Origin of the sequence: Fibrobacter sp. UWT2, assembly GCF_900142545.1 — a bacterium.
Lineage (GTDB): Bacteria > Fibrobacterota > Fibrobacteria > Fibrobacterales > Fibrobacteraceae > Fibrobacter.
Window position 1 is genome coordinate 21,903 of sequence record NZ_FRBF01000023.1, and the last position, 18,302, is coordinate 40,204.

Here is an 18,302-nt window from a genome sequence, read left to right on the forward strand (position 1 = left end):
TCCTCTATAGAATTTGTTCTAATTCTGAAGCAATACTACTTAATTCGTTTGGATTCCTAGGCATTCTTTGTAGTAGTGATGTTCTGTGCACATGAGATGATTTTTCGAATTGCAGGGAGAAAGATTCTTTAAAATTTGCGATGCCGGATCCTTTTGACAAAAAATTCCAATTTGCGTCACTCAGGGTAGAATAAAGATTTTTTATTCCTTCTTTCATAAAATTTCTATCGCATGCTTCGCAAAAGACCATTTTATTAGGATCCTGCTCAGAAGTGTAAGACGAACGAAGCATGTTTTTTATTTTAAATCCACATTGCATGTCATAGAAATCCTTCTGCACGTCTGTTAAATGCCGAAAAGCGTTGAACCATCCATTATTACTTCCGCATAACTCCTGTATTGCATCATCAGGCAAATAATTTTCAGCTTCTCTTTTGTCTAAAATATGATATCTTATATTCCACTGACTTAAATCAATTATGGCTTGATCGTATTTATGATTTTCATCATCCGGGAATTCCTTGTCGCTGTCCCAAAGGACGTAATATCTGAAAAATTTGATTTTATTTTTAAATTCTCGTTCTTTCGTAGAAAAAACAGCTTTTGTTGAACTACATCCTCCTAGATGTTGTAGGACTATTTTATTTTTTTCTAAGGCTTTATTTATGCGGGCACTTCCAAAATACTTTATAATACAATTAAGGAAATAACCATCATTTTGAATATTCTCTACATATACATTCACTGGCGAAGAAACATAATCTATGGCTTCTTGAATACTGAAAATTTTTTTTGTAATCTCTAAATGACCTTCTGTGCTAACATCAATAATTTCTCCACGATATGAAGAACTATTCACGGTAGCAAACAAGGATTGTTTGATTATGTTTTGTAAACTTTGGGGAAGTGAAATAAACGAATCACTTTTTAAAGATTTTGGCTTGACAAAGATTGAGTTTAAACCAGAACTAAGGGATATGTAAGAAAACAAACATGTCAACTCTTTTATAGAACCCTTTTCAAAACACGAATCATCAATCCTACAAAGCATTGTTATTCCTTATTCTGTGCTTCAAAAATAGCTATCGATTCTGCCAATGTTTCTTCAAAAACACCTTCTGGCCAGTAATTTACTGAACCATCTTTATTTATTTCGACTGAAACGAGTTTGCTACAGCACTCGTTTTCATCAAATTCTACTGAATAAAGGGCGACATCGTCAACAGAAAGTTTCTCTTCTGCAATTAGTCTTCTTAAGCGTAGAATAAAATTGATGGAGTGGGTTTCTACAAGGTAAGATTTGTTGCAATCATTTTTTGTGCTTAAGGCGATTAATTCTGCAAGGTTTCCATGAGCTGCCGGATGTAAATGCGTTTCCGGTTCTTCTAATACAATAATGGTCGGTTCATCGCATGTGCGGCATGCTCGCGTAACAATCGGAAGGGATTGGGCAATGCCTACGCCAGCATCTGTAATATTTATGTTCAATCTTTCTTCGCCTGGATGCTCAATTTCAATGGAGTAAACCGGATCTCTATCACGATTTACCTTTATTTTCCATCCGTTGAAATTGGTTTCATACCATTGAGAAACTTTTTTTAGAAGTTCTTGATTAACGGTTTTAGAATCATCAATTAAAAACTGGTAATTGATGCGCCCATCATTTTCTTCACAAGATTTAAAAGTGTTTGATTGTAAAAATGTATATGGAAGCCAACGAAATGCTCCAATGTAATCGATGTTGAAACGCAATGCGTTTATAATTTGTTGTGCAAAGAGCTTGTATTTGTCATGACTTGGCGTAATTCCATTAAAATACACTCCTGGAACGGGATTTTTTGTTATAAGATCATGACGTTCGTCGTCCTCACCAGGTTCAAGACCAATTTTTTCGTTTTTGTTTTGAGCTTTCCAGCGTTCTATTTTTGAATGGCCATTTTCTTCATTGACATAAAAAGAAAATTCAAGTGAATTCTCATTGTTGTCTTCAAAACAGAATGAAACTGCTCTATGACGCTGACCATATACAAGGTTTCTCATATCCTCGATATGTAGTTCGTTCTTTGTTGGATCAAATACTTCAGCAGATTGACAATTAAGTGCTGAATGTAAAATGGAGGGTATTTTGAGAATGGCGCTTTTGCCAGAATTGTTTTTCCCAAAAATTACTGTGACGGGTTTTAAAGAAAGCGTCTGTTCGTTTTTGAAAATTTTATACTTGCTAAAGCGAATGTTTTTTATCATATTACCACCTAATGTATATAATTTAGATTTAAATTACCTGTGATGGTTGTTGAATTCAAAATTTTTGATGATTTTAAGAATGATTATACTGTTTTAGTGCGTTAACCATGAAAAGCGTCCCCGGCGTGACACAAATCACGCTAATTAAAAAATGAATACGGTTGTAATACGCCCACGTTCCAGCGGTATACAAAAAAAGTCGGACTGCGGGGCGGGGTGTGGGCTGAATATGGGGGCGTTTTACCCTCTTTTGCGGTGTTTGTGGCAGGAAAAATGTCTTTCTTTATTATCTTTTTCTTAAAAATAAGAACAGATTTTGTTCCTATGAATGAATCGGATGTAAAAGTAAAAGGGCTTGGTCCCTATTCGATTGCGCGGTTGAAACCGCGATTTATGGTGGATGCCTTATCCATCGAGATTTTGCTTTCAAAAAAAGTTTAATAACAGGAGTATGAAATGAAAACGATTAAGAAAATTGGCCTGGTGAGCGCTGTAGCTTTTGCAATGCTTGCGTTCTCGGCTTGCGATGACTCTTCTTCGGCTAGTTCCGACGAAACCGGTACTTCCAGTTCATCGGTAGAAACTTCTGATTTGGATGAGTCGTCATCTTCTGTTGACAAGAAGTCGTCGGGAAATGAATCTACAGAAAAAGACAAGTCTTCCAGTAGTGTCAAGGGTTCCGAGCCCGCCGAAGTGTCCAGTAGTTCCGCAAAAGAAACAAAGAATTCATCTGACTCCAAGAGTTCAAGTTCTGTAAAGACGGATGATTCTTCTAGCAGTAACAAGGATGTGTCCAGTTCGTCGGTTAGTTCTTCATCTAGTGAAAACCAAAGTAGCAGTTCTTCAGTGAAACAATCTTCTTCGTCAGTTGCTTCGAGTAGCAGTGAGTATAAACCCTACAATCATCAAAAGGTTTTTTCTTCTGATAGTCTTCTTTCCGGTGCTTATAAAAAATTTACAGATGAACGCAATGGACGTATGTATTATTATCTTACAATTAACGGGAAAAATCAGGATGGCGAGTCCGCTTCTGTAACGGTAATGGCAGAAAATCTGAACATTGGGGAAATGGTCGATGGAACAAAGGAACAATCGAATGATTCGAAAATTGAACGTTATTGTTATAACGACGATACAACGAATTGCGATAAATATGGTGGACTTTACCAATGGGCGGAAGCGATGCAGTTGCCGAGTGAGTGCAATACCAAGAGTTGTGCTGACAAAATTAAGCCGAATCACCAAGGAATTTGCCCAAAAGGCTGGCGCTTGCTGACATACGACGATTTCTACATCGTTGTTCATGCAGACGGGAACGTTAATCCCCTTGTGGAGGGGGTGCGCGCCCAAGGGTTCGGTGGACATAACTATTGCGGATATAGTTTGATTGGGGCTGGATATAATTGGGGTTATAAGTTTAGAGCTAAAGATGAGTCTGCTTATTGGCACTATCCAGAAGAAGGTCATTCTAACGATGTTAATATTGCTTCTTTTGTTGGTCTTCAAACAAAAAGTTCGACTTCAAATAGTACACAGGATACATACAAAACGCACGGATTTTCTGTTCGCTGTGTAAAACAGACTGATTTAAATAATAATAAATAGAAATAAAACTATAAGTTTATTGGAGTCGATATGTCTAAAAAAATCAATAAGAAAAAAATTGCGCCTAATAATTACAAAATAGAGTCGCTTGAACCTCGTTTGATGATGGACGCTGCGATTGATTATGCGCAGTTTGTTGATAATTATGATCAAGTCGACTCAATTGTTGAAACACAATTGAATAGTCTGCAATCCCCTGATTTGAGTGACCTTGGTATAGAAGGTAGAATTCAATCTATTAAGGATTCTCTCGGTGATTTGGGAAGTGATGCCGAAACAGCGCTGGGTTCTCTGTACGCTCAACTCACATCGAGACTCCAATTGATGGCGGAGGATCAGGGCGTTCTGAAAGATGACCAAAACAATATAGTCAGTGTTGATGCTCAAACGCTGAAAAATACACTGAATCAACTCTTTATTGAGAATTCTGACCAGTTGGCTTCACTGAATATTGGTTATGAGGCTACTCAGAATGGCTTTAAGTTGACATATTCTCCCGAAGCAGAATTGATTGCTTTGCCTCAGGAGGGGTTGTCTTCGGGCGGTTATATTTCTGGTGTAGGTTCCAATAATAATTTAGGAGCGAGCGCTAAACTTGACATTGTATTCGATTTATCTGACGCAGATGGTAATGGCCTGGTGGATTCTGTCGAACCCGCTTCTGTTGTTGTTCGCGATGTTAAAGCCATAATAGAGAATGTTGGTGGGACGGCAAAGTTTATGAACTTGTCTGTTTCGGAAGAATCTGATTCCGACACTGATTTGTTGCTGAAATATAGTGATAATGCTTCAGGAACTTCATCGGCTGTTCATTTGGAGTTCAGTGTAGATGCATCGAGTAATGATAATTTCCCGTTCGCATTTCTGGGCAATATAGGAGTAGATAAGGAAGAAACGGGAGCCATTTCTGTTAGTGTGCCAGAAATGCAACTCAAAAATGATCCACAGTTTGAAATATTTTCTCTTGAAAAGGCTTTAAACACAATATCTTCTTCTTTCTCGACAATTCCTTTTATCCGAGATTTTGAATTTGGTCCAGAGGAAAACAAGAAAAAGATCGTTGAGTATGTGGAAAATCTGCAAGAATACTGGGCCGATGTAGCACTTGCAATCAATGGCGCAATAAAAAACGTAGAAAACACTTCGAATTATTCGCTAGATTTGAATAATGTTAAATCGTTCTTTGATATTATCCTTCCGAATGCCCAAACTGTTTTGTCTTCCGTACTTGGTAATCTGAAATTGGAAGATGCAAATGGGCAAGAAATAAATTTCCTCGAGAGTGTAACGACTTCGTTGAATGCCGTGAATCTTTCCACAACAACTCCAACTAGTTTGTATCTCACTTTAAGTCCCAAAATTGAAAATATTGCAGGATCACTCAATTTTGGTTTATTGGAGTTGAGCGGCTTGGATGTTGATTGCACTATGAGTGTGAAACTTGATGTTCGTGTGGATGCGAATGATAATACGCTAATATTTGATGGCTTTAGTTTGGACAAGTTTAACCTGACTGTCTCGAAAGAAGGTATCGAAGACCCACTTTCCTTGGGGTTATTTAGTGCTACCGTAGTAAATGGTAATTTTAAACTGGAAGTAAAGTATGATTCCAATAATGAGAGGGGTCTTGAAGCTGATCCGACTTTCACTGTTGAGTCGTTAATCTTGAAGAGCGGCGCCGTAGAAGTTGCTAAACTTCCGCAGAAAGAGAATGATGTTTATAGGTTTGGTTACGATTCCTTAACTGAAAACTGGGTTGTCCCAGATGAAATCAAGGCTTTTGCCTCACTTTCGGGTGAAACCCTCTCGCATCAAGTAGTTGCATATCTTCAATCTATGCAAACCGCCCTCCGCAAACAGCTGGAAGATAATGTCAAGATGGATTTTTTGGGCGGTTCTGTCGGAGAGGTTGTGAATGTCATTGATAGGATAGATAAGGTTGTTTTTGGCTCCGATGAAAATGCAAAAGACGGCTTGCTAAAAGTCGTTGAAGGCAGTAAGTATATAGCAAATTTCTCTAGTGTCGAGGAATTCGTTCTTGTCTTCAATGAGGCTTGGGAAAGAGTGTTTGGCGAATCGAATGCCTGTAGCTTGTTCCTGTTAGGGGATAATTCTCCAAATCCCATAAGTATGTTGGTGTCGAGAAATCTTGCTACTAAGGAACTTGAAACTAGTTTGCCTGATGGAAAGCCTGAAAATTTTGAATTTGAAAACTTCAGATTGGTTTTCAATTTACTCTTTACAGAAAGTAAAGATTTTGACTTGAACCTTGCAAAATCGTTTGGTGAAGGATTTGCTAATGTTGTTACATACGGCAACGTGTCTGCGGGGTGTAGTGCCGGAATTTCTTTTAGTCTAGATGTGAATTTTGAATATCAGACAATAAATGATGGTAATGGCGATGAAGATGCTACCACATTGGAGGATATCTTCGGCGCAAATTACGTGGCCAATAATGAAACTTGTTATGAATCGATAGTTTTTGACAGTTTGTCTTTCAACCCGACAAGGACGGATGTAAAACTCGATGATGTCCCAATGCCTACTTTTGCATTTACCTTTAAGGTGGATGACAATTTAGTTTTGGTCAATAGCGATGATATAAAGACATCTCCTTTCAAATATGTCGATAAGGTTGACGGTAAGGAAAACGAGTTTGTTTCTTTGACGGCAACAAGTTTGCCGATGATTGAGTACAATGAAAATATTAAGAAGCTCATCATCACATCAGATAATAAGTTTGACATTGAGAGCTCCGGCAATGCAGACGCTTTTAGTGAACTTAAATTGGTCAATACCGTGCAGCAAACATGTTTTGCGGCATCTTTTGGTGCAGATAGCACACTTACTTTAGCTTTGTGTGGTGTGGGGAATGTGACCAATGTCGAGATAAATCTCAATAAGAATAAGATATTGGATTTCGCTTTGGATCTTAAAAACAAGGGTATGTCCGATACGGATGATTGGGAAAAATGCTTGGATAAGTATTTGTCCCTGCAGAAATCGAAGGAAGACCAGTTTGGCTTGAACGGAGTGTTGTCGACAGGATCTTTGGAAGCCGGTCGTTCCATTAAGAACACCTATGGATTGTATGTTGTTGACATTAATGAAAGTACGGGCGAAATTTTATTCGGATGTGATCCTTCTCTAATAAAGGGATACAAAACAAAAAGAGACGGCAACGAAATTAAAATTGATTCTGATTATTATACGCTTGAATTGAACTCTGGATTCAAATATATGCGTATGTCAGGCGTGTTGAACGCTTCTGGTGCCATTGGTAATGTGGCGATTGAAGTTAGTATTCCATCTCTGCCGGATGGAATAAGTATCGAAGTAGATTCAAAAAACTGCCTTACTCTTGAAAATCTTGCCGATAAGATATACGAAACCATAAAAAATACAGATGTTGATTCTATAAAAAAATTGAGTAATTTTGTCAAGTCGGTAGTTGTCATAAATGACAAAATTGTATTCAGTGTTGCTGATGGTGTTTCGATAAGTTCGAGCAAATTGGGCATTAGCAATGCTTCGCAGGGCGATTCAAGTGATTTTAAAGTGATATATACCGGTGGACCGGATCCCTCTGTAGATTTTGAAACATTGTGTAGTGGCTTGACCAAGACAACGAGTGTTGTCGATGTTGTGGAGGCTATAAATAACATAATCAACCCAAAGGCGGAAGGCTCAACGGAACGTGACTTTACAAAACCGACGCTCTATTGGAATGATGCGGACGGCAATGCAATGGATCATTTGGAGTTCCGTTCGCAATGCGAATTCTCCTTGGTGAATGTCGGTGCGAGTAAAGTCCTTGAAATGCTTGGCTTTACCGCAATGAAGTCAAGCTGTTGCGGTGAAAATGATTACCGCATTGTGGGTAGGACTCTGCTGGGGATAGATTGGTCTAAACTGATTAATTTCGCTGATGGGGCGAATGTATCCTTTACTGCAAATTTGACTTTTGAGATTGGGAAAGATGTGAAGGTGGGGGCTACCGCACCGAGCCTCAGTCTCGATCAAAAGACAAGAACTATTGTATTAATTTCGCCTGTAGGAGAGAATGATTTTGTAGAAGGTGGTTTTATAAAAAATGGGGATGAATATTTCAGAATAGTAAAACTCAATCGAAATAGTGATGAAAAAATTGTTGGTGTTGTGGTTTCCGCTGAATCTGTAAGAACCGAAGATTCTATTACTACGGTGGCAACTTGGGCTGCTAATGCTAATTTGAAATATGTTGCTGCGGTGGATGCCACGTTTGCTTTCGTAGATGCAAACCTTGTCGCATCAGGATCGGTTAGCGCAAATATGACGTTCATGGCTGAAAAAAGCGCTACTCCCAAAATGGACAATGATTCCTTCTTGAGTAATTGGGATTTTACGGCAACCTGTGATGCTACATCTGACCAATTTGTTATAGGTGGTGTGGTAAAAGCGCTTGGCAAGACTGTTTATCTTGGTGACAATACGATAACACTTGTTTCAGAGAACAATGGCTTGCCAACGATTGAAACCAATTTTGGTGAGCTTACATCTGCCATAACTTCGGAATTTGCCAATCTGACAAATTTTTCTGTGCAGAATGTTTATGCGTTGCTTGATGGTTTGGTTGGCAGATTGACAGAAATTGCTAAAAATAGCAATGTCAAAATTCCTGTTATCAACAAGTCTGTTGGGGACTTGGTGAATGTGGCGAATGATATTCGCGATATCGTTAGCAAACTGCGCAACGACAATATTACGAGTTTGCAGGGATTAAGTGACCGGCTGAACAAGTACCTGACAGACTTTAAATTGATGGTGCCGCAGAATCTTCCGCAGGAATTGGAGCAGAGTGTCGCTCAAACAGCGAGGGCCTTTGATATTAAGGTCGTTGGAACGGATATTGTGTTCGACATTAACATAAGCAAGGCCTTCAGTGCTGTTCACCAGTTCAATTTTGGAGGAACAACGGGGGGTATTAGCGGAAATGCTAACCTCAAGGTGACAGGTGATTTCTGGTTCAATGTCTCGGCGAAGATGACCACAGGGGATTCTTTTGATTTTATACTGGAAGATTCCGTCAAGTTTGGAGCCAATGTCAATATTGTCGGGGAGAAACTCTCCTTTAATCTAGGAATTGATGGCGGAACATCGAATATTGAAGGTTTTGATGCCCTGCTTAAAAACTTAATTACCGTCGGGTCGGATAAGGCAAACTCCTTTGTGGTAGGGAAAGCTGCTTTGGTTGGGGAATTTGGACGGCAAAACATATCCTTAACAAAGTGGGAACTTCCTGATGACGAAGAAGACGCAATACCCCTTATTCCGTCTTTTGTGGTTCCGATGTCCATTTTTGGCAACCTGCCTATCAGCGTATGCGGTTACGAACTGGGGAACATCAAATTCGGTAAGTGGATTAATGCCGAAGGAACTGGAAATGTTATTTGTGCTGACGATATCAATAGTTTGAGTTCCTATCTTTCTGATGTAGATGAATTTGTGAATGCTTGGCTCTCAAATCATAATGTGGAGCCTACTGGTTCCGTAAATGTTGTCGCTAAAACGAACCAGGAAGGTTCGGTACTTGGATTGCCTGAAGTAACACTTCTTCTGAAAGAACAGCAAAAGGTTGATATTGATAGTGGCACACTGGTTGTTGATGTCAGTGGCGTCTATGAGCGTATTGCGGCGTTAGTTGATGGAAACCTTGACTGGTTTGATAAGATTAAACTTGCCGTTACGGGTTTGAACAACCTGCTGGATTCTTTGGAATCCAGCATCAATGGCGGCATGATGAGTGACATCAAGGATGTGCCTGTGGTGGGGAACGCCCTGAGTGGTGGTGTAGACTTCTTGAGTAAACTTAAGCAGCAAATTCTTGAGCCGTTCTCGAACTTTGTATATGAATCGACTGGTATGACTGCTGAAATGGTTGCGCAGAAGCTTAATGACCTTTTTGGTTCTTATGCGCAATTGTCTTCGGATTCAACACTCTTGACAAAGCTGTCGACTGAAAACGAATGGCATAAAGAGGGCAATGGAGTTTATTATAAGCAGGGTTCTGACTTTGCCGAATGGTTCTTTACTTTGGGAGGAACATATTCCTTCGGTAGTGATATCGGACTTGACCTTGGTTTCCCCGGTCTTGGCCTTGAAACCAATGCCGGTGTTGATTTGAGCCTAGAATGGAAGCTTAACTTCGGCATGAAAGTTTCCAAGGATGGTGGTTTCCAGTTTATTTTCTATGATGAAAATGATGTGAGCGTTGAAGTCAAGGCTGGCATGAATGGAAAAGTGCTTGGAAAAATGGCGGGGCTTGGAGTCGAACTAGATCTTGACAGTTTAAACAAATCAAGTAATGCCTCTCAGTATGAAAAGGGAGTTAATTTGAAGTTTGGTCTTGATATAGACCATGAATCCTTGGGGAATGATCTTGTTAATGTAAATCTATCGGATATTTTGGGCCAACTTCCTACATTTACGCCCTCTGCTACGGTCAACATGGTTGTCGGTCTGAAGGTCGGTATTGTTTCTGATATCAAGGGCGATGCACCAAAGTTTCCGAATATTGATGGTCAATTTGAATTTGTTTGGAGCAAAGATGAGGGTATAGAAGTCCTGGGTTTCAAGGATTTCCAGTTGGATATGGGCTCGTTTATTGGTGGCGTTCTTGGACCCATTGTTTCCAAGATCCAGAAGGTCGTTGAACCGCTCAAGCCACTTATCGACTTCCTTACGACTCCCTTCCCGGTTCTTGATGACTTGGGTATCATCATAACACCGCTTAGCTTGGCAAAACAGTATTGCAAGGGAGAATTTAGCGACGGCATGGTATATGCCATCAAAGACCTTATTGCATTAAGTGAGAAGGTTGCCGCATTTGGTGATAAAAAAGAGCTGAAAATTAATCTAGGTGGCATGACCTTGATTGGCGGCATGGGTGGAAAAGATGCTGCAGAGGCGTTTTTAAATGGTAATACATCTATTTCTGATTTTTCAAAAGTGTTAGAAGATGCCAGTAATGGGTATTTGCCAACATTAGATAACGTAAGGAGTGATGCGTTTTCAGCTCTTTCTGGTAATGGTTTACAGGTCGGTGATGGTTCCTGGAAATTTATTTGGGATGAACCAAAGGATATCTTTAAGTTATTGCTTGGCCAGGATATCGACCTTGTGCATTACAACATGCCCAAGCTCAGTTTCGATTTTGACTGGGATACATTTATCCGTATTTGGGCTCCGCTTGGAGTCCGTTTGGGAGTATCTTTCAATGCTAGTATAGACCTTGCCTTTGGTTACGATACCTTGGGAATTCGTCAGTGGGTGGGCAGTGACTATAAGGATTTTAGTCGCCTGCTTAACGGATTTTATGTGGATGACCTTGACGATGCTGGCAATGACAAGAGTGAACTTTCGTTCTATGGTGGCCTAAAGGCCTCTGCTGAACTGAATGCTGGCGTGAGTGCTGGTGTGGGCGGTGGCGTAGGCATCAATGTCGGGTTTAACCTGTTTGACCCGAACAAGGATGGCAAGGTTCGCTTGAACGAAATCGAACGGATTTTCAAGGAAGAAGGCCTGTTCGGTATGTTCGACGTGGAAGGCAAGATTACCGCCAAACTCTATGCCTACCTAGACTTGTTGTTCTATACCAAGAAATGGAACATTACGGACGATATCACGTTGTTTGAATTTAACTACGAACATACGGTGAAGCCGATAATGATTTCAAAGTCGGGTGACGATGTTGTAGCGAATATTGGTAGCAACTCCTCTAGCCGAATGTCGACGGATGATGTCAATAATTCGTTGGACGATGGTGATGAAACGTTGAATGTTTCGATTACTGGTGGAAATACAATTTCCGATGGGAAAGACCATTCCGAAACTATTGATGGTACAAAGGGCAAGTTTATTGTCAATGCAGAAAATGGCAACGATAAGGTTATTATTTCATCCATTGATGACGCAGATTTTGATATTGTAATCAATGGCGGTGATGGTGACGATTATATTGATTTGTCTGGCTTGACAATGAAAGATGGCCATGTGGTTTATATCAATGGTGGAGCCGGTGCCGACACCATTATTGGTGCTCAAGGTCTGAATATTATTTTCGGCGATACGGGTGTGATTCGTGTTGATGAAGAAACAGACGAACAGGGGAAAAAAGTACATCGCTTTGTTGCCGAGGCGAAGGTTGATGCCAATAAGGCCGGTGGCGATATTATTCTTGGCGGTTCTGATCGCGATATTATCTTCGGCGGAGCCGGTGATGACCAGATTGATGGCGGCAAGGGAGACGACTACATCATTGGCGATGGCGGAACCTGGTCTGTTGCTATTGATGAAGAGTTCGTGAGCGCGATATCAGATGATGAAAAGAATAATATGACGCCCGAAGAGTATGCTTTGAGGGTGTTGCATAATGCTAGGACCGAAAATGATTTGCTCACAGATACTGCCCTTGTCGCCCATACGGAAATAAGCTTGAGCGATGGTGGGGATACTCTTATTGGCGGTGAAGGTAATGATGAAATCCACGGCGGTGGCGGCGACGACCATATCGATGGCGGCGCCGGTAATGACTTGATCCATGGTGGAAAAGGCCATGATCGCATTCTTGGTGGCTCGGGCAACGATACTATCCATGGTGGCGAAGGCATGGATATAGTCTTCGGCGATAGAGTTGCCAATTCGATGGATGTCGCTGCTCCATTTGCTGTTGATGGAGCAAACAAGACGGCTGCATTCAGTCAGGAATTCATCGAAGCCCAGTTCAAGGATGGAAATATCGTTGTTTCTCCAAATGAGTTTAAAATCAAGCTTGTGGATGAAGATGGAAATCAATTGACTCCGTTTGTGAGTGAATTGGAAAATAAATATCAGAAAAATAGTAATGGGGAACCTGATAACAACCTAATTGATAATAGTTTGATTCAGTATTCATTTGATGAATTGTCGTCAAGGGGCAATGACACCATCTACGGCGAAGACGGCAACGACCTGCTCTTCGGCGATGGTGGTGCTACGGCTGGTGCGGCAGATGAGATATATGGCGGTATCGGCAATGACATTATCGACGGCGATGGCGGTAACGACACTATCAAGGGCGGTATAGACAACGATATAATCTACGGTGGTGCTGGCGATGACACCATTGATGGCGGCGCTGGCAATGATAGCCTGTATGGTGACGAAGGCGTAGAAGCGTATGATATTACGGATGCCCGAGAACTCACCAGAGATTCTGACGATGATGACAAGGAACAGGACAAGCTTGTCTTTGGCGACAATCTCGGTCTTCATGGCAAAATCTTCGCTAACGCACAGAGCAACAATAATGAGTCGGGCAATGACATCATCTTGACTGGACCGGGCATGGACTTTGTGGATGGCCAGGACGGTAGCGACACGATTACCGTTAAATTGATGGGCGATAGTACCACGAACTATGCGAATGTCACGGATACGGGAAAAAGCGGTTCTGATGTCCTCTTTGTCGAAGGAACAGAAAGTGTTGACACCCTGCTTCTTCGTAGGAACAGCGACGCGGAAGGCAATCCGGGAGATCTCGGCCTCGTTGCCTTGCTCCCGATGACTGTCGACGATTTGTCGAACTCTGAGGGCGAATCTACGGGCGCTAGCGAAACTGTCCAGAACAACTTGAACTCTAATATCGAAAGAGTGAACTACACTCAGGGGATTGATGTTCTGAATGTCAACGGAAATGGTGGCGACGATCGGTTCTATATTGATGGCACGGCCGAGATGACGAATGTTAACGGTGGTGCCGGTAACGATTCGTTCCAGATTGGGCAGCTGTATAACTCCGAGCGTACAGATGATGCTGCCTCGGCTAGGGTCCAGCCTGTCGATGCCTTCCATACCGAGAAGACTAACGAAGAATCGTATTTGAGTGATGGCGTTTCGAGTGATACCACTTTGAATGTGGAAGGCGGGTCCGGTGTAGATACATTTGCCGCATTGAACAACGCTGGCACATTGAATATGACCGCCGGAAAGGGCGACGACATCTTCAGTGTCTACACATTCCTTAAGGAAAACGGCGAAAACTTCGACCGAGGTGCTGTCCTTCTGGATGGTGACAAGGGCTTTGATACGCTCAATGTCCGTGGGACCGATGCTGACGATGTGCTTGTTGTGACCAAGGAAGGTTTGCTGAGCGACATGGTGGCCATCAAGGCTGCGGGCGTTGAAAGCACTCAATTCGATGCTGCCGCTGGTGATGATATGTTCTATGTCGTGGGCAGCAAGTCGACCGATGTTACTGAACTTAGTGGTGGCAAGGGCAACGATACCTTTAGCATGGGCGGTCTCGATACGGAGTATAATCTTCGTAGCGCAAATACCGATGGCCAGAGCGTTGATGTCAAATACGAAATTGTTGCAGATGCAAATGCGACCACGGGCGATTGCGTGATGACTGAAAACTTTACGGTTGTCGATAGCGATAGCCAGCCGGCAGTATTTGTCGTTGCTAAGGAGAACGGTGATGCCGAAGCGCCTTACCGCATCCAGGCATCCGCAGAGGTTGTTCTTGGTAACGAAAACGTTGATGCCACATTCTTTATTGGTTGTGCTGGTCTTGCGGAAGGACAGTCTATCGATGTTACCATTAGTGCCCCGATGCTTTCCAATGCCGACTTTAACCGTGGTGATCGCGGATTCCTTATTGGGACCTATGATGAAGAATCGAACGCGATTGTTTACGCAACTACAAGAATTGTCCATTTTACGGCCAATACTGTTGGCAATCCTATCGAGGTGCATGTAAAGGCTTGTGAAGACACCTTGATTGAGGAAGGAACATGTAAGGCTATTGCTATTTCTAGTAAGCTGAATTCGGGCGTTGTCTTGTCGAAGTCGGTGACTTCTGTGGGACTTGTCTTTGCGGGTGAAGCGAGGGAAAGTGCTGTAAGCGATTTTGCTGCTAGACCGTTGGTTGCTACGCAGGAATTTACGGTTGGTGTAAGCTCGGAATTCAAGTTGAATATGATTCCGGTGCCTAAAAAGGCCGATGGATCGCAGGGTGATGTAGAAGAGGAAGAGGTTGTTGAAACTGCTGATGTTGAGCGTGAGTTCACCTTCTATGTCAATGGTGAAAAACAAGATTGGGTGATTGACACTCATTATACACTTGTTGACAATGTCGTTAAGGTAAATGATTCGGTTTTTGATACGCTTTCAGAAGGTGACAAGCTGGTTGTGAGTGTCCGTTCTAATGAAATGCGTGTCGACGATACCAGGGTGGCACTTGCATACGAAGATGTGCTTGTAAGCAGTGTTCTCGTGGACGGTGCCGAAATCTTGCCCACGGCAACGAGCGGCCGATACTACGAGTTGAACGGCAATATCATAACCTTCTACGATGCTTTGACTAAGCGCCCGACAACAATTCATGGCGTCGTCAGAGTAGAGGCTGAAATTCCAGAAGAGTATGATTGGGAAACCTTCGGTCAGGGTGATGTTGCTGCTGTTGAAAATCAGAATGAAAGCCTCTTGACGATTGAAGCTCATGCTTCTGTGCTTGCAGAATCGGGTGCAAGTAGCTTCACGAGCGTTTCTTACGATGTGACATATAACAAGCCGATTGCCGAAGGTGAAACGGTTTATGTGAAGATTACTCCGGCTAAGCTCCTTGCAAATTCTGGTGCAGAAGAAGATAGCCAGCGTTTGTCTATCGCTTGCGATGACTTTACCACGCAAGAAGATGGGTCGATTGTTGTCAGCTTCAATAGTTCGACTCTCACGCGATCGCTTACGATCACGACGGTTTCTGATGGTGAACAAGACGAATATGGCTTGACGAAGGCCCAGAAGCAAAGCAAAGTGATTAATGAAATTGACGGACCCGTTTATGCATACGGGTTCGGCAAGAGTATTGACTTGAATGCGGGTGACCCTGCCATGCTGAAATACAAGCATGTCATCGAGACTAAGGATGGCGTTAGGCAGGCGTCAAACTTCAATGAACTGAACAACTTTGCAGAAGACAAGCTTTATAGCCTTTCTGTGGGTGATGATGGACATCTGTTCATTGACTTGACTTCGATTAGCGATGAGCAAAAAGCCGCTTTTGGGGCAATCGGCGTCGAATGGGATGCTGAAATGTCGCAGGAAGCCTTCTTGGCGCAGTTTGAAGGTAAAACATTCAAGTGGGTTGTTACGACGACAAAGGATGTCGGAACAGCTGCTGAAGATGTTACAGAAAAAGAAACAAGCGTCGCGGCTGAATGGTCTAGAATTAAGGAAGCAAGGTCATTCGTAAATGGCGTGCTTGAACTTGTTTTGGACGAAGCGGTCGTTCTGCCTTCAGTTGGGGAAAAGTTTGCCCTGATTTCTGGCAATCGGGATTCCCTGTTTGTTGACGAGATGGCGTCTGTGGACCGCTTGTTTGTAAATAACCAGCAGGATAGTGTTGATGCCCGTGCATCGCTTACTGGGTTTGTGAATAACAATAGGAATGAAGCCGAAAAGAATGTTGATGCCTATGACTCGCATGCGGTTCGCTTTACCCATACGGAACTTGAAGCGTTCCCCGAAAAGCAGCTTGCAGCAAATGATGATCCTCTGATGATGCAGAGTGGCATCACTGCGGCGCAGATGGAATACGCCGAGTACAATCTGGGCAAAGGCAAGGATACTGTTGATATTAACAAGACGCTCTACCGAGAAGATGCTTACAGGACATACACGGTAGTGAATACGGGTAATGTTGCAGAAGATTCGACTGCCGGGTTTGGGGCTCATCTTGGTGATGCGGGAATCGCCGCTGAAAATGCCGCTAACGGTGCTTCGTTCAATGATGGCGTTTACCATTACGGCTTGACGCCTATTGCAAACAATGGTGTTAATGTTGTTCGCGAAGAATCTGACACCAAAGTTTACTATGTCGAAGCGATAATCAAGAAGCAAGATGTTCCCCCTGCTGAAGCCGATAATTTTGTTACCCAGCGTCGCGAGGTAAAGGGCTCGTTCTCGAACCAATATGGTTTCGATATCGAATATGATTTTATCCTTGCCGAAGGTGAATATATAGACGGTTTCCGTTTCTATCAGGCGGAGTTCGATGACGATATCAAGGTGAATAGCTACCAGGCGGACCATACAGGAAGCTTGATTTGTTCCGGGACAATTTCTTCACAGCAGCCTGAGCTGAACCAGGGTGCTGTTACATACAGCTATATAATAGATTCGGATGATTCGAGTTTGTTCGTGTCTCGGATGGAAGCATTTGATTTGCTCAAGGCTACAGCCGACAACATCCACAAGGATGCGCCGAACGGCTACGAGTTCACCATGTTCGTGGATGCCACGCTGAGCGACGGCAGCGTTCAGCGCCGTGCCGTTTCTGAACTGACCAGTAGATTGTTCTCGATTTCACGGGACTTTACCTTGACAGCGGGAATTTCGATTGTATCGCTCAAGTTCGCCTATGGCTACGAGGGCGACGGCCAGCTGGTCATCAACGCGCAGTCGGGCCACGACAGGATTGACGCTTCGAGTACGGATGTGACCCGCAACGATATGGTCGCATTTGGCGGTCTCGGTGATGACCACATTAGCATGAACAAGGGCGGTATAGCTTTCGGCGATCGTGGCCAGGTACTTTACGATAATGGCCAGGTGAACGGTGTGGATATCGGCGATACGGTGCTCGGCTCCACGGTTGTCAACATTGATACTGAAAATCCCGCGTTCATTGACGACTATACTACTGGAATCGGCAAGACTCCGGGACGCACGGCCGACGAGAAGGGAAACCCCGTACACCGTCTGCAGACGGACGGCGTGAACCGCGATGCCTACAGGATTCAGTCGGTAGATGCCGAAAATGGTGGCTCCGACATGATTAAGGTCGGTGGCACGAATAGTGTCGTTGTCGGCGGTGCTGAGAATGATGTAATAGTTATCGGTGGCGACAAGAACGTTGCCCTGGGCGACAATGGCCGCGTGAAATACAATAACGCCGGGAATGACGAAGCCGTTTACGGCGACAAGCTTGGCCTCGGCATGCATATTGTCGAAACGACCAACGACAGTATTGGCGGGGTAGATAACATCGTTATTGCGGGCGACAAGAATGTTGCCATGGGTGGTGCCGAGGGTGATTCTATCCGCATCACGGGGGCAGACAATGTGGCTATCGGTGACGGCGGCCGCTATACAATCGAGGAAACTCGACTGTATGCCGAAAGCAAGAGCGAACAGCATGGTGGTCAGGACTTTATCAGCACGGGTGACGGCAAGAATGCCGTCATCGGTGGAACCGACAATGACGTAATCCGCACGGGTGCGGGTAACGATGCCATTGTTGGCGATGGTGGCAAGGTCATTATGGACACCGACCGCAATGCGCTGATGGTCTCCAACGAGGGTTACAATGTTGGAACCGACCTGGGAACGGCCGGTGTCGATGACATTGATGCGGGCAACGGTGACAATGT

At 43.1% G+C, this 18,302-nt stretch carries 5 protein-coding genes; 3 read left to right on the plus strand and 2 right to left on the minus strand.

Translation table 11 applies throughout. From position 1 onward, the window contains the following. Nucleotides 1–4: 4 nt before the first annotated feature. Together BUA40_RS12660 and BUA40_RS12665 are read right to left on the minus strand one after the other, a co-directional pair. Nucleotides 5–1,051, minus strand: a complete 1,047-nt coding sequence (locus BUA40_RS12660) for a hypothetical protein (RefSeq protein ID WP_072801224.1) — start codon at nucleotides 1,049–1,051, stop codon at nucleotides 5–7. Nucleotides 1,052–1,053: 2 nt separating this feature from the next. Then, complete coding sequence (locus BUA40_RS12665) at nucleotides 1,054–2,244, minus strand: DUF3696 domain-containing protein (protein ID WP_072801225.1); 1,191 nt, start codon at nucleotides 2,242–2,244, stop codon at nucleotides 1,054–1,056. A gap of 216 nt (nucleotides 2,245–2,460) precedes the next feature. On the opposite strand from BUA40_RS12665, the gene BUA40_RS12670 reads away from it, so the two are divergent. From BUA40_RS12670 to BUA40_RS12685, 3 genes are all read left to right on the plus strand, one after another. Further along, nucleotides 2,461–2,685, plus strand: coding sequence for a hypothetical protein (locus tag BUA40_RS12670; RefSeq protein WP_072801226.1), 225 nt, complete (start codon nucleotides 2,461–2,463; stop codon nucleotides 2,683–2,685). Nucleotides 2,686–2,700: 15 nt separating this feature from the next. After that, nucleotides 2,701–3,849, plus strand: a complete 1,149-nt coding sequence (locus BUA40_RS12680; protein ID WP_083585406.1) for an FISUMP domain-containing protein — start codon at nucleotides 2,701–2,703, stop codon at nucleotides 3,847–3,849. A 1,428-nt stretch (nucleotides 3,850–5,277) separates the two neighbouring features. Next, on the plus strand, nucleotides 5,278–18,302 hold a 13,025-nt coding region (locus BUA40_RS12685), incomplete at its 3' end, for a calcium-binding protein (protein ID WP_143149803.1).